We start from the raw sequence: 12,804 nt of genomic DNA, 5'->3' as shown, positions 1-12,804 counted from the left end.
CCATGGCCCAGTATAATCAGCCCATCATCATCAAGAAGGTCAAGAAGGCGGCCCACGCCCATCATGGCGGGGCTTGGAAGATCGCCTATGCCGATTTCGTGACGGCCATGATGGCGTTCTTCTTGCTGCTCTGGCTGATCAGCATGACGACGCCGGAGCAGAAGGAAGGCCTGGCGGATTATTTCGCCCCGCCGAGCATTGCGCCGACGACGAGCGGGGCGGGGGGCTTACTGGGGGGCACGGCGCTTGACGCCGCTGGCGCCAAGATGGCCGGCACTTCGCTCAAGGACCAGCAGGAGGCGGCTACTTCCCCCGCAAGCACGCGCGCGGGCAGCCAGGAAGCGGGAACCGAGGGGATCAAGGGCGAGACCGGCGCAACCGAAACTACCACTGGCGTTGCGCCCAAGGACTTGAACACAGTCCAGGCCTTTCACAGCGCTGCGGCCAGCATCCGCCAGGCCTGGCAGGCGCTGCCCGATATCACGGAGATCGCCGATAATCTGCTGGTGGAAGCGACCGAGGACGGCCTCGACATCCAGATCATCGACCAGGAAGGGACGCCCATGTTCCCCGAAGGATCGAAATACCCCACCGAGCCGGCGCGCCAGGCGATTGCTGCGCTAGGGCCGATTTTGCAGAAGCTTTCGAGCCAGATCACGATCTCGGGCCACACGGCGGCGGGTGGCACATATGTCAATCCGCGCTATGGCTCCTGGGAGCTTTCGAGCGATCGGGCCAATGTGGTGCGGGGGCTGTTGGGCGAGTTCGGGCTCTCCGATGACCGGGTGAGCGCTGTGAGCGGCAGGGCGAGTGCCGATCCGTTCTTTCCCAACGACCCCTATCAGGCAGCCAATGAGCGGATCAAAATCGTCGTGCTCAACCAAGCCCCGCCGGTGCCGGCCGGCTTAAGCTTCTAGTTGGCTGAAGCGCTGCCGTAGCGCTCGCGATTGCGAGCGCGCGCCTTGGCGGCTTCGATCTCCCGATCCTTGGGCGGGGCGGCGGTTTCGAGCGACTGCAGTAGGTGGCGCAGATTGCGCTCGATGGCTTCGACGGCCTCATGGAAGGCGGCCTCGTTAGCCTTTGATGGTGCCGTAAAGCCCGAGACCTTGCGCACGAACTGGAGCGCGGCGTCGTGGATCTCGTTGCCGCTCGCGGGCGGCTCGAAATTGAACAGCGGCTTGATGTTGCGGCACATGTTTATTCCTCCGGCTCGGTGGTGAACAGCAGCGGGTAGCCCTTGCTGCGCGCCGTTTCGGTGGCCCGGTTGGCTTTTTCCTCGGCGATCTCCTTGGTGAACACGGCAACCACGCACGACCCCTTGGTGTGGGCCGTCAGCATGATGCCAAGGGCCTGAGCTTCGGGCACGCGGAATTCGGCCTTGAGCAGCCGCACGACGAATTCGCGCGGCGTGAAATCGTCATTGACGAGGATGACCTTGTGCAAGGGCGGGCGGGCAGTTTTCTGGCGCGTCTCGACGCGAGGCTTTGAGTCGGTGTTGGTTCCAGCCATGAGCAAGCCTCCCTGGTGGTGATGGTGCCTGGAGCGCCGCCAAATTCTAGCACATCTGCTGGCAGAGCAGGAGGGGCGCTGGGCAAGGGCTGCAGACCTAAGGCAAAGGCGCGGCCAAGGGCGCCGCCTTGTAATTAGCCCTGCGGAAGAGCATATATGAGCGGTATGTTTTCGGCCAATTGGCTACCTGATCCTCCCGGTCCTGCCGGTTGCTTGGCGATCCCCGAGACTTGCGACTCCCCGCAGCGCCCCGCTTTTGAGCCCGTGCTGCCCGTCCATCTTGATCCCCAGGCAGGTGCCCATGTCCAGTTTCAACTACAATGCCGCGGCCGAACTTTACCCCAGCAAGAGCTTCTACAAATCTCGCCAGGTGCGTTACCAGCGCTTCACTTCGGCCGCCGAGGCGCTACGCTACGCCATCGAAGAGATGCCAGCGGAATTGCTGCGCGGCTCGTTGCTCGAAGTCGACGAGCAGCGCTTCGAAGGCAGCGATATTCGTGATCTGTATTATGCGGAAGGTTATCCACTGGCGCGCGCGCAGGGCTAACCCACTACCGGGCTGCCGCCGGTGGCGGAGCGGCCCGGAGAGCGGCAGGCATGAAAAAGCCCCGCTCCAAAGAGCGGGGCCGATATAGGCATCAAGCCCTGGGCTAGATGCTGGTCTTGCGGTCGCCGAGGCCGGTATTGCGGTCGTCCTCGACTTCCACTTCGGTCTTGCGCACGGTGTCGCTGATGGTTTCCTCGCGGCTGGCTCCCTCCTTGCGCAGGGAGATTTCCTCGGTAACGCGAGCCTGCTTGTCGACCACAGCTTCTTCGGCGTGCTCCTCGGCCTCGATGGTGCGATCCTGGAAGGCGGCGTCGCCGGCGCCCAAAGCACGATCCACGGGGCGACGCTCGATGGTCACGCGCTCCTCATACAGGTTCACATTGGCGCTGACGGGTTCCTCGCGAACATAGGAGCGGACGCGGACCCGACCCAGATTGACGTCGCGCTTGCCAACGCGCAGTTCTTCCTCAACCACCGGGATCACTTCATCGGTGCCGAACTCGGAAGTGGTGCGATCGGTATATCCGGCACCCGAGGTGGAGGTTGTCTGGCCCTGGCTGGCCGAGGCGTAGCCCGCGCTGCCAGTCGAGCCGGCAATGTCAGAGGTGGTGGTGGCGCCTACGCCGCTCGCGCCCAGCGTGCTGCCGCTGGTGGTGCCTGCACCCAGAGTGCCGCCGGAGCTGTTGGTGGAGTCGGCGGCGCGGCGGGCAGTGCCGGAATAATCGGTCGTGTAACCGGTCCAGCCTTCCGTGCGCCAGCTTTCCTCGCGCTCGTCCAGATCGATGGCCCCTTCGTCATCCAGGATGTCGAGAGCGGTATCGTGGTTCGTTGAATCCAGATCGCTGACCGTCACCAGATAACCGCCGCGGCTCAGGCCCTCGGCATAGGTGTAGCGGTCCTCGTCGGGCATGAAGAAATCAGCCAGCGAGGCAAAGAAGCCGCGGTGGGTTTCTTCGCGATTCTGCACGGGTTCGTCATTTTCGTAGCCAGGCATAAGGCGAACATTGTCGCGCGAGATGCCCGCGTCAATCAGCCGCTCGACAGCGCGATCAGCTTCGCTGCGGGAGTCAAAAAATGCCGAAAGCGTGCGCTCGGCGCCGGTTGCGGAAAACTGGCTCATTTATTGTTCCTCTTCGATGTTGGGTTGGTCCGTTTCACTTCTTTCAACCACCGCGTGCTGCTTGCGCAGGGTGATCGGTAATTCGACGTGCTCACGCGATACAGAACGGCGCAGATGAAGCTCCTCCTTGAGCACCAGGCGCTTTTCGACCACGAGAACCTCCTCAACCACGGGGATGATGGTGGTATCCCCTTCGGTGCGGATTGGGGGGGCCTCGGTGATCTCGATCCCACGCGGGACGCGGGTCACTTCAACATCCTGGCGGTCGAGCATGGCCGAAACCACGTCCTCCACGAGCTCAGTCTTGGTGCTAACCCGGACCTTGCCGGTGACCACGTCCTGCTTACGAATGGTCGAAAACTCGTCAACGACCTGCAGGGTATCTTGGGCGTCTGTCATTGCTGTTCCGCCGCTGTGTCGAGGCCAAGGGAACGGGCGGATTCAGGCTTGGTTCCCAATTGTGAAGTGCCGGGCGGGCACGGTTTTGTTAACATGGCTTTCACCACGTCAGAGTGATGATCGAGTGTTAGTAGGAGTTCGTGGATGCGCCAGATCGAGGTGCTAGATGGAGTGCGGGTACGGTTTCCGGGCCGGGACGATGAGTTCGACCTGGGTGTAGAGATCGGTGCGGCGGTTGTGTTGATGGCTCTTGGCGAGCCGGTGATCGAGCGGCGGGTGCGGGCTGAGTGCGTCGAGCAACTGCGCCCCCTGGCCGAGCGGTTCGGGTATCGCCTGGTTGGGGGCGAAAGCGACGAGCAAGCCGAAGCCGAAATCACGCTGTTCCATGCGTCCCGCCGGCCGCAACTCAAGCTCGTGCCGACGCAGGCTAAGCGCTAGCTGGTGCCTCCTGGGTGATAGATCATCCCCAGGCGCTGAACTCTTGGAGCGGAGAGCCGTTGGGCAGGGAGTTTGAACCTGCGCAAGGAGCTTTCGCATGGCCGGCGTCCCCAATATTTCCCTCAATGATGGCAATTCCATTCCCCAGCTTGGCTTCGGGGTCTGGCAAGTGCCCAATAATGAAGTGCAGGCAGCGGTCAGCGAAGCCTTGCAGGCGGGGTATCGCTCTATCGATACGGCCCAGGGCTATAATAATGAAGAAGGCGTGGGACGCGCCATCAAGGACAGCGGCATTGCGCGCGAGGAGCTGTTTGTCACTTCCAAGCTGCGCACCCGGGACCAAGCTTATGATCAAGCGATCAAGAGCTTCCATGGGTCCCTCGAAAAGCTCGGGCTCGATTATCTCGATCTGTTTTTAATCCACTGGCCGGTGCCGGGGCAGGACAAGTATCCCGAAGCCTGGAAGGCCTTTGTGCAGCTGCAAAAAGAAGGCCTGAGCAAGAGCATCGGGGTTTCCAACTTCCTGCCCGAGCATCTGGAGCGAATCATCGGGGAGACTGGCGTGACCCCGGCGGTCAACCAGATCGAGGTGCATCCCGAGTACCAGCAGCGCGACGTGCTGGATTTCCATGTGAAGAACCGCATTGCGATCGAGAGCTATAGCCCGCTCGGCAGCGGGGCGGCGCTCAAGAACCCCACAATCGCCGAGATTGCCGAAAAGCACGGCAAGAGCCCGGCGCAGGCGATTTTGCGGTGGCATATCCAGGAAGGCTTTATCGTCATTCCCAAGTCCACCCATCCGGAGCGCATCCGGGCTAATATCGACGTGTTCGATTTCGAATTGGACGGGGAAGACCTGCAGCGGATTGCGGGGCTCGACCGGCCAGATGGCAAGACGGGTGGCGATCCGGCGACCAATAACGCGATCTGGTAGGAACTAGCCGTGCCTGGGGCTGAGCAGCTTGGCCAGCCCCAGCACAAAAACGGCGACGAGCGCGGGACCAATTGCCAGGAGCGAGCCCGCCGCCATGAGCGCGCCCGTGCCGGCCCACATGATAGAAGCAAAGGCTTCCGACAGGGTGGCGGCGCGGGAGGCGACCTGGCGGCGGCGGAACATGGAGCGCTTGGCGGTGACGCGGAACCAGAGCTGGATGGCCGTGGCGGAGCCGGCGGACAAGGCCGCGCAAAGCGCCGTGACGGCCGCCATGGCTGGCGAGGACAGAGCCAGCAAGGCGAGCAGTGGCAGGAGGATGATCGCAATGACGGCGAGCACCGCCTCGATCTTGCTGATCAGCACCGTGCGCGCTGCGAGGGGCGCGGTGGCCACGAGGTCAGGGGCGTCCTCACCCGAGATGGCGAGCCAGGCGAGCCCGCCGGCAAGCTGGCCCGCGGCCATCACGAGAACGGGCACGGCCACGACATAGGCGCCGGCGCTGTCGCCATAGTTGATCCAGAGCAAAAGAGCTGGCGGCAGCAGGTAAAGGATCTGCATCAGCGTTTGCGACAAGAGCCAGGGGTCGCGCTTGAGAAGGCGCCATTCCTTGCGGCGCAGCGCCTGGGCTTGCGTCATCGGGCGAAAACGCGGCGGGGATGGCTCACTGCCGGCGCGGACATGGGCTAGACCCGCCGCGGCAATGGCGTGGCGCCCAAAGCTCGAGGCGGAAAGCGCGATCATGCCAGCGAGGGCACCAAAGCTGATCGCTGCGGCCAGCGCCACGGCCGCCCAGTCCCCCAGGGCTGCGCGGGCGGGAAGCCAAACGGGGCTGTTGAGAGCCGGAGCGGCGTTCACCAGATCGGCAGACTGGAACAGGGTGAAGCGCGAGAAACTGCCGTAGTGAATGATCGCGACCGCCTGGATGCCAATGATGAAGCCGGCGCCGATAATGGCGGCGACGATCTGGGCGATCAGCCGGGTTCGCTTAGCGCCCACAAGGCGGAACAAGGCCATGGTGATGGCGACGGCAATGGCGGTGGAAAGCGCGCCCGCGGCGAGAAGAAGGCCATAGGCAGCGAGCCAGCGGGGGCCATCGAGCAGGGCCAGCATGTTGATGAGCGGGCTGGCGAGCAAGGCGGAGAGGGCCACGGTGGTGATGGCAACGGCGCCGGTGCGAACGGCAAAGAGGCGGCGTGAGGAGGCGGGGGAGGACAGGATCAGATCGAGGTCGGAGCGCGCGTAATAAACGCGGGTGATCGACTCAAGGGCCTGGGAAAGCGTGACGGACCAGAACAGCAGGCCGGTGCCGGTCAGCAACACCAGCGTTGGCTTGTCGGGGACGATGCCCGCCGCGACCCAGGGGCGCACCAGCCCATAAGCAAGGAGGTGGAAGAGGACGGCGGCAAAAATACCGAACAGTACAATCGCTACGCGGCGACCCGTCTGGCCCCCGGTCATCATGACCAGCCAGTCGCGCCAGGCGAGCTTGAGCTCGTGGCGGGCAAACCAGAAAAGGGATGTGGGCGCTGTGGTCATGCAGCGGCGGTATCCGGTTCGTTGCGCGCGACCAGATCGAGGAAAATATCCTCGAGGCTTTGGTTGGCTCCGCCGATCCGGCTGCGCAGCTCGGCAAGCGTGCCTTCGGCAATGAGCCGGCCACCGCTGATCACCCCGATGCGCTCGGCCATGCGTTCGGCGACGTCGAGAATGTGGGTAGTCATGATGACGGTGACGCCTTCGCGCACCTTGCCCAGCAGCACGTCCTTGACCTGGCGTGCCGAGCCGGCGTCGAGTCCGGTGAGCGGTTCGTCGAGGATGATGAGGCGCGGGTCGTGGACGAGGGCGCCGGCAAGGGCGACTTTTTGCAGCATGCCTTTGGAGAAGCTGCCGCAGAGCTGATTGGCGTGGGGCGCGAGGCCGAGCCAGTCGATCAGGTCATGGGCCTTGCGGCGGGCGGTGGAGGCGTCCATCTGCCAAAGGCCGGCGACGAATTCGAGATATTCCAGCGGGGTGAGGCGGTCATAAACCATGGGCTCGTCCGAGACCCAGGCGAGGATGCGCTTGGCTGCCACCGGGTCTCGCCGCGCATCGATGCCGAAGATGGAAATGGCGCCGCGATCGGGCTGCAGCAGTCCCGCCACCATGCGCAGGATCGTGGTCTTGCCCGCGCCATTGGGACCGAGCAGGGCGTAGAACTCGCCGGGCCGCACGGTGAGATCGAGCTGCTGGATCACAGGACGATCAAAGGATTTGGACAGATCGGAAATGGCGAGGGCAGGGGCGGCGGTCATTGGCGAACTCCGGCTGACAAAGCCAGGTTTAACGCCGGGAGCGTTGCGGTGGCGTGAAGGGGGGCAGTTAATGTTCGGCAAAGCGGCATTTGCTGGAGCCGGGCAACCAACCCGGCCCTAGGGGTGTTCAAACCCCAACCCAGGAGGTTCTATAATGGCTGAAGTGAAGTATGAAGTTGTGGAGCATGATGGCGGGTTCGCCTACAAGGTAGGGGACGTGTTCTCCGAGGCTTATCCTACCCACGAGCTGGCGCTCGATGCGGCCGTGGCTGCGGCCGACCGGCAGCAACTGGCCGGCGACACCGCGGCCATTCTTTACCAGGACGCCAAGGGCGAATGGCACGAGGAACTCGCCACGGGCGAAGACCGGCCGCAAACCGAGATCGAAGATGCGTTGGTGGATCAGGAGCCGGTTGCCGCTGAAGAAAACGCCGGTGAGGGTGACTTCGTGGTCGGCACCACCGTTGTCGAGGGTAAGGCGCATAGCCGTGATGAGAGTTACAAGGGCCGTGCGCCCCTAGCCTCACCGAACGAGCGGCAGAGCTAGCTTCCGGAACCAAGTTGGCGCCGCGCGCATTGTGGCGACAACATAGTGCAGGAGTTACAAATGGATATTCGCGAACGTGAAACCGTTGTGGTCGATCGCGGGAGCCGCGGCGGTGGCAGCGGCTTGTTGATCGGCATCATCGTGGCGCTCGCGCTGCTCGCCATCGGTTACCTCGTGTTCTTCAACAATAATGGCGGTGGCGGCGGGACAGTCGATGTCGACGTTCCAGCAGTCAGCGTCGATGTGGTTCCCGACGGGCAGTAAGCCCCGTTAACACCAAATGCAGCAGCGGGCGCCTTCAGGGGCGCCCGCTTTGTTTTTGTTCAGAGCGTGATGCGGTACAGCCCGAAGCCGTCTTCGTTGTTGTCGCCGGTGGGCTCGACCTTGACGGCGGTGACATCGGCGACGTGCTCGGCGGCCTTGGGGCCGGTGGCAAACAGGACAGTGGTGTCGCCGATCGGGGCGAGCGACCAGTTGCTGTCCGCCTTGGGGTCAATCGTGCCGTTTTCGACGATGTAGCGCACGATGAGGTCGCGATTGGTATCGGGGCCCTTAAAGACGATCTTGTCGGCACCGATGCCGGGGAAGGTGCCGCCGCCGCCGGCGCGGTAGTTGTTGGAGGCGACAACGAAGCGGGCCGCGGGATCGATGGGTGCGCCGTTGAACTGCAGATCGACGATGCGGTTGGCGTCGGGATTGAGCTCCTGCTTGCCGTCGGCGGAAAAGCGCGAGGGCTGGGTGATGTCGATCTTGTAGGTCACGCCATCGATGACGTCGAAATTATAGGCGGGGAAATCGAGGTTGATGAGTTCCGCGTCGGTGGCACCCTTTTTCACCTGGTTGAAGATGCCGGCGGAGCGCTCCAGCCAGTTCTTGACGTCGGCCCCGGTGATAACAAGGGCCTGGATGGTGTTGGGGTAGAGATAAAGGTCGGCGACGTTCTTGATGGCGACGGGGCCCACCGGCACATCGGTGTAATAATCGGGGCCGCCGCGACCGCCGGACTTGAAGGGGGCTGCGGCGGACAGGATCGGCAGACCCTCCCACTCAGTACCCTTCATCATCTGGGCGATGTACCAGGTCTGAGCCTGGGAGACGATCTGCACGGATGGATCATCGGCCACGAGGGCGAAATAGGAGTGGAGGGGCGCTGAGGTTTCGCCCACAGGGCGGCGGATATAATCGAGGGTTTCCTCATGCTCTTGCTGGGCAGCGGCGGTGACTTCCGCCTGGTCCTCCACCAGCGGGGTGACCTTGCCATCGACGCGTTCGAAGATCGGGCGCGCTTCGGCGGTGTGGGAAACGACGGACCATTTGCCCTCGGCGTCCTGCTCGAGGAGCAGGTCGATCAGGCCCATATGCGAGCCCCAGAAGCCCGGCATCACGGCCGGCTTGCCGTTGAGCGTGCCAGCCTCGATGTCGGCGCCTTCCAGTTCGGCAAAATCGGGGCCGGGGAACACCAGATGCTGGTGGCCGGTGAGGACCACGTCGATGCCCTCGACACCAGCCAACTGCAGGGAAGCGTTTTCCGAGCCCGGCCCCTTGTCTTCGGCGATGCCGGAGTGGGATAGGGCGACGATCAGGTCTGCGCCTTCGGCGCGCATGCGCGGTACATAGGCCTTGGCGGTTTCCACGATGTCGCGCGTGGCGACCTTGCCGGTGAGGTGGCTCGAGTCCCAGGTCATGATCTGGGGTGGCAGGAAGCCGATGATGCCGACGCGGATGGTTTTGCCCGCGCCCGAGCCATCGGTCAGCTGTTTTTCGATGATGCGGTAGGGCGCGATATAGGTGTCGTCGGCGGTGGGGTCGTCGCCCAGCGTCGTGCCGCGCACCAGATTGGCTGATACAAAGGGGAAGCTGGCGCCCGAAAGGGCGGCGTCGAGATAGTCGAGGCCGTAGTTGAATTCGTGATTGCCGAGGGTGGCGGCTTCGTAACCCAGCGTGTTCATGGCCGCGATCATCGGGTGCACATTGCCCTCAAGGCCTTTTTCATAGGCGATGTAATCGCCCATGGGCGTGCCCTGGATAATGTCGCCGTTGTCGACCAGCATGGAGTTACCCGCCTCGGCACGGATCTGCTCGATGATCGCCGCGGTGCGGGCCAGGCCCATCGTGTCGTTGGGCGCATCGGCATAATAGTCGTAGGGGAACACCGCTACGTGCAGGTCCGTGGTCTGGAGAATGCGAAGATGGGCCTGATTGGCCTGGGCGAGGCTGGCAAAGGGGTGCATGGCGGCGAGGGCGCCGATGCTGACCGAGCCGGCGAGAAAATGGCGCCGGGACATGCTGGGATTGAACTTCATCGCGTTCTCCGAACTGCGGCTCTGGGAGTAAGTGCCCCCGTGGGGGGCGGTGTCGAACTCGGGTGGTCTGCCGTGTCGCCGTGACGCTGCGATGACAGCGGCAGGAGCAGGCTAGGCCTTCTGTCGGGGCGGGTCAATTTGGCGCATCAGGGCCGCGGGGGAACTCACATCCTCCTCCAAGGCTTATGGTGGCAGGCATTGTTACGCCCCGCGCAAGGATCCAGCATGAAGTGGCAAGGAAGAAATCGTAGCTCCAATATCGAGGACCGGCGCGGGCAGGGCGGCGGTTTTGGCGGCCGTCGTGGCGGCGGGCTGGGCGGGCTTGGACGCGGCGGTGGTATTCGCATTCCCATGGGCGGCCGCACGGGCGGAGGCCTGGGGCTGTTTGGCACCATCGTCGTACTGGGCATCCTCTGGTTTGCGACTGGGCAGAATCCGCTCGATATGCTCACGGGCGGCTCGAGCACCGGCGGGGTTCCGGCGCAAAGCTCGTCGCGCAGTCTGCCCACGCAGGGCGAGGATGAACTCGCCGATTTTGTGGGCGTGGTGGTCAAGGAAACCGAGGATCTCTGGACCGAGGTGTTCACCGCCCAGGGCGCGGAATATGTGGAGCCACGCGTCGTGCTGTTCACCGATGTGGTCAACACCGCCTGTGGCACAGCCGATTCGAGCACGGGTCCGTTTTATTGCCCCGGCGACCAGCGGGTGTATATCGATCTGAGCTTTTATGATCAGCTGCACCGGCAGTTTGGCGCGCCCGGGGACTTTGCCCAGGCCTATGTGCTGGCCCATGAAGTTGGCCACCATGTGCAGAACCTGACCGGCATCCTCCCCGAATTCAACCAGCGCCGGCAGAGCATGAGCCAGGAAGATGCCAATGCTTATTCGGTGCGCATTGAATTGCAGGCCGATTGCTATGCGGGGGTGTGGGCAAACTATGCGGGCCAGCAAAACCTGCTGGAAACGGGCGACTTTGAAGAAGCGCTCAATGCGGCCGAGCAGATCGGGGATGATACGCTGCAGATGCGCTCGCAGGGGTTCGTCGTGCCCAAGACCTTCAATCACGGCACATCCGAGCAGCGCCGCAACTGGTTTGACCGCGGTTACCGTTCGGGGGATCCGGCCGATTGCGACACTTTCTCGGCGCGTATCTAATGCTTGAGCCGGAAGAGTTGCTGCTCGCCGATGACGGCGTGTTTCCCAATAGCCGGCTGCCGGTGCTGGTGTATCGTGGCGCGGTCAAGCCCGAAGACGGCGCGCCGGCGCTGGAGCGCTTGTTCGAGCGTAATGGCTGGCCGCCCAAATGGCGCGACACCGTGTTCACGTTCCACCATTACCACTCCAACTCGCATGAGTGCCTTGGCGTGGCCGAGGGTAATGCGACGCTGCGGCTGGGCGGGCCGTCCGGTGCCGAAGTGAAGGTGGAGGCGGGGGACGTCGTGGTGATCCCCGCCGGGGTGGCGCATCAGCGCATGTTGGCAAGCATCGACTTCATGGTGGTGGGCGCGTACCCGCCGGGTGAAGAGCAATGGGACACGCTGCGCGGGCAGCCCGATGATCGGCCCCGGGCCGACCAGAACATCGCCAAGTTGCCGCTGCCCGAGAGCGACCCGGTGCTGGGCAAGACTGGAGCGCTGGTGGAGCGGTGGCGCTAAGCGCCGCGCGTGCTTAAAGGCCGAAGAGGTGTCGGGCGACCATGGCGGTGGCCCAGCCGGCAAACAGCATGATGAGGCCGGGATAGCGCAGCGACACGAGGCCCGCGACCAGCAGGGCGAGTTTGACGTCCCAGCCGCCATTGAAGAAGGCTGGAGCGAACAGGGTTGTCAGCACGGCCGCCGGAACGGCATCCAGCGCTGCCTGCAGGCGGGGCGGGATGGTGTGGAGCCGGGTGATCAGCACATAGCCGCCAATCCGGGTCAGGTAGGTGGCCACTGCAGCCGCAGCAATCAGGGCCAGCATTCCAGCATCGACCCCCATCAGTGAGCCTCCGGCGCTACGGAAGACCTAGCCTGCGCCAGCGGAGCGGGCAGCAGCACGGCAACAAGGATGCCGAGGACTGCGCCGATGCTGACATGCCAGGGGGAGCCGACGAAGTGATAGGCGAGCACGGCACCAGTCATGCTGGCGAGCACAACCGGATAAAAGCCGGTCCGCCGGCGGAAAGTGACCACGAGACCAAGGAAATAGATGGGCAGCAGCACGTCGATGGCGAAGGTGCGGGGGTCGCCGAGCAGGCCGCCGAACCAGGCGCCAAGGACGGAGAACACCCCCCATTGCAGCCAGACCACAAGGCCGAAGGTGAGATACCAGGTGAAGCTGAGCGACTGGTTTGTCTCGGAGCGCCGGATGGCGTCGGCATATTGCGGATCGGTGAGGAGAAAGAAAGCGAGTAGCCGCTGCATGGGGCTGTAGCGGCTGAACATCGGCGCCAGCGCCGCCGAATAGAGCACGTGCCGAAAGTTCACCGCGAGGATGGAAAGGACGATCAGCCAGGCTGGAACGTGGCTGCCGAAGAGCTCGATGCCAACGAGCTGGCTGGCGCCCGCAAAAACGAGGGCGCTCATCAAGCCGACATCGAGAACGCTCAGGCCATTGTCCACCGCTACCGCGCCAAACAGCACCGCGAACGGCGCCGAGGAGACGGCCACCACAAAGCCACTGCGCAGGCCCGCGAGGAAATCGCTACGGTTCATGAGGCGAAACGCTTCCTCGCGTG

The 12,804-nt window shown here is 63.6% G+C and carries 17 protein-coding genes; 8 read left to right on the top strand and 9 right to left on the bottom strand.

Annotated elements, in window-relative coordinates:
* Positions 1-2 precede the first annotated feature (2 nt).
* Positions 3-917, top strand: a complete 915-nt coding sequence (locus HRU92_RS09000) for a flagellar motor protein MotB (RefSeq protein ID WP_127753676.1) — start codon at positions 3-5, stop codon at positions 915-917.
* On the opposite strand, the gene HRU92_RS08995 is transcribed toward HRU92_RS09000, so the two are convergent.
* On the bottom strand, positions 914-1,195 hold the full coding sequence (locus HRU92_RS08995; protein ID WP_127753675.1) for a DUF2277 domain-containing protein: 282 nt from the start codon (positions 1,193-1,195) through the stop codon (positions 914-916). The two genes, HRU92_RS09000 and HRU92_RS08995, sit on opposite strands and share 4 nt — an antisense overlap.
* Positions 1,196-1,197: 2 nt before the next feature.
* Entirely contained in the window at positions 1,198-1,509 is a 312-nt protein-coding gene (gene clpS, locus HRU92_RS08990; RefSeq protein ID WP_127753674.1) for an ATP-dependent Clp protease adapter ClpS, read from the bottom strand.
* A 301-nt stretch (positions 1,510-1,810) separates the two neighbouring features.
* Here clpS and HRU92_RS08985 point away from each other — a divergent pair, with 301 nt between their 5' ends.
* Entirely contained in the window at positions 1,811-2,056 is a 246-nt protein-coding gene (locus HRU92_RS08985; RefSeq protein WP_127753673.1) for a hypothetical protein, read from the top strand.
* Positions 2,057-2,159: 103 nt separating this feature from the next.
* Here HRU92_RS08985 and HRU92_RS08980 read toward each other — a convergent pair whose 3' ends face one another.
* Together HRU92_RS08980 and HRU92_RS08975 are read right to left on the bottom strand one after the other, a co-directional pair.
* A complete protein-coding gene (locus tag HRU92_RS08980; protein WP_172123744.1) occupies positions 2,160-3,176 on the bottom strand; it encodes a YsnF/AvaK domain-containing protein in 1,017 nt (338 codons plus the stop codon).
* A complete protein-coding gene (locus HRU92_RS08975; RefSeq protein ID WP_172123742.1) occupies positions 3,177-3,575 on the bottom strand; it encodes a DUF2382 domain-containing protein in 399 nt (132 codons plus the stop codon).
* Positions 3,576-3,719: 144 nt separating this feature from the next.
* Between HRU92_RS08975 and HRU92_RS08970 the strand changes: the two genes are divergently transcribed.
* Both HRU92_RS08970 and HRU92_RS08965 read left to right on the top strand, forming a co-directional pair.
* A complete protein-coding gene (locus HRU92_RS08970) occupies positions 3,720-4,013 on the top strand; it encodes a hypothetical protein (protein WP_172123741.1) in 294 nt (97 codons plus the stop codon).
* A gap of 97 nt (positions 4,014-4,110) precedes the next feature.
* Complete coding sequence (locus HRU92_RS08965) at positions 4,111-4,947, top strand: aldo/keto reductase (RefSeq protein WP_172123740.1); 837 nt, start codon at positions 4,111-4,113, stop codon at positions 4,945-4,947.
* 3 nt (positions 4,948-4,950) lie between these two features.
* On the opposite strand, the gene HRU92_RS08960 is transcribed toward HRU92_RS08965, so the two are convergent.
* Together HRU92_RS08960 and HRU92_RS08955 are read right to left on the bottom strand one after the other, a co-directional pair.
* Positions 4,951-6,483, bottom strand: coding sequence for a permease (locus HRU92_RS08960; RefSeq protein WP_172123739.1), 1,533 nt, complete (start codon positions 6,481-6,483; stop codon positions 4,951-4,953).
* Positions 6,480-7,238 carry an ABC transporter ATP-binding protein gene (locus HRU92_RS08955; protein ID WP_172123738.1) on the bottom strand — a complete coding sequence of 253 codons (759 nt, stop codon included), beginning with the start codon at positions 7,236-7,238 and terminating at the stop codon, positions 6,480-6,482. Before HRU92_RS08955 ends, HRU92_RS08960 begins: the two co-directional genes overlap by 4 nt.
* 154 nt (positions 7,239-7,392) lie before the next feature.
* Between HRU92_RS08955 and HRU92_RS20860 the strand changes: the two genes are divergently transcribed.
* Positions 7,393-7,785: a hypothetical protein gene (locus HRU92_RS20860; protein ID WP_348983114.1), complete on the top strand. Its 393-nt coding sequence runs from the start codon at positions 7,393-7,395 to the stop codon at positions 7,783-7,785.
* A gap of 60 nt (positions 7,786-7,845) precedes the next feature.
* Positions 7,846-8,049, top strand: a complete 204-nt coding sequence (locus HRU92_RS08945) for a hypothetical protein (protein WP_127753666.1) — start codon at positions 7,846-7,848, stop codon at positions 8,047-8,049.
* Positions 8,050-8,108: 59 nt separating this feature from the next.
* On the opposite strand, the gene HRU92_RS08940 is transcribed toward HRU92_RS08945, so the two are convergent.
* Positions 8,109-10,088 (bottom strand): bifunctional 2',3'-cyclic-nucleotide 2'-phosphodiesterase/3'-nucleotidase, encoded by a 1,980-nt coding sequence (locus HRU92_RS08940; protein ID WP_172123737.1) that lies wholly within the window; start codon positions 10,086-10,088, stop codon positions 8,109-8,111.
* A 225-nt stretch (positions 10,089-10,313) separates the two neighbouring features.
* On the opposite strand from HRU92_RS08940, the gene HRU92_RS08935 reads away from it, so the two are divergent.
* Positions 10,314-11,243 (top strand): neutral zinc metallopeptidase, encoded by a 930-nt coding sequence (locus tag HRU92_RS08935; RefSeq protein ID WP_127753665.1) that lies wholly within the window; start codon positions 10,314-10,316, stop codon positions 11,241-11,243.
* Complete coding sequence (locus HRU92_RS08930) at positions 11,243-11,743, top strand: cupin domain-containing protein (protein ID WP_172123736.1); 501 nt, start codon at positions 11,243-11,245, stop codon at positions 11,741-11,743. The genes HRU92_RS08935 and HRU92_RS08930 overlap by 1 nt, the downstream gene beginning before the upstream one ends.
* 13 nt (positions 11,744-11,756) lie before the next feature.
* Here HRU92_RS08930 and HRU92_RS08925 read toward each other — a convergent pair whose 3' ends face one another.
* Together HRU92_RS08925 and HRU92_RS08920 are read right to left on the bottom strand one after the other, a co-directional pair.
* Complete coding sequence (locus HRU92_RS08925; RefSeq protein ID WP_172123735.1) at positions 11,757-12,065, bottom strand: AzlD family protein; 309 nt, start codon at positions 12,063-12,065, stop codon at positions 11,757-11,759.
* Positions 12,065-12,781, bottom strand: coding sequence for an AzlC family ABC transporter permease (locus HRU92_RS08920; protein WP_173088053.1), 717 nt, complete (start codon positions 12,779-12,781; stop codon positions 12,065-12,067). Before HRU92_RS08920 ends, HRU92_RS08925 begins: the two co-directional genes overlap by 1 nt.
* Positions 12,782-12,804: the final 23 nt, after the last annotated feature.

It is taken from the genome of Devosia sp. 1635, assembly GCF_013185955.1.
Lineage (GTDB): Bacteria > Pseudomonadota > Alphaproteobacteria > Rhizobiales > Devosiaceae > Devosia.
Note: the sequence above shows the minus strand (reverse complement) of the source record. Positions and strands in the feature narration are given on the sequence as shown.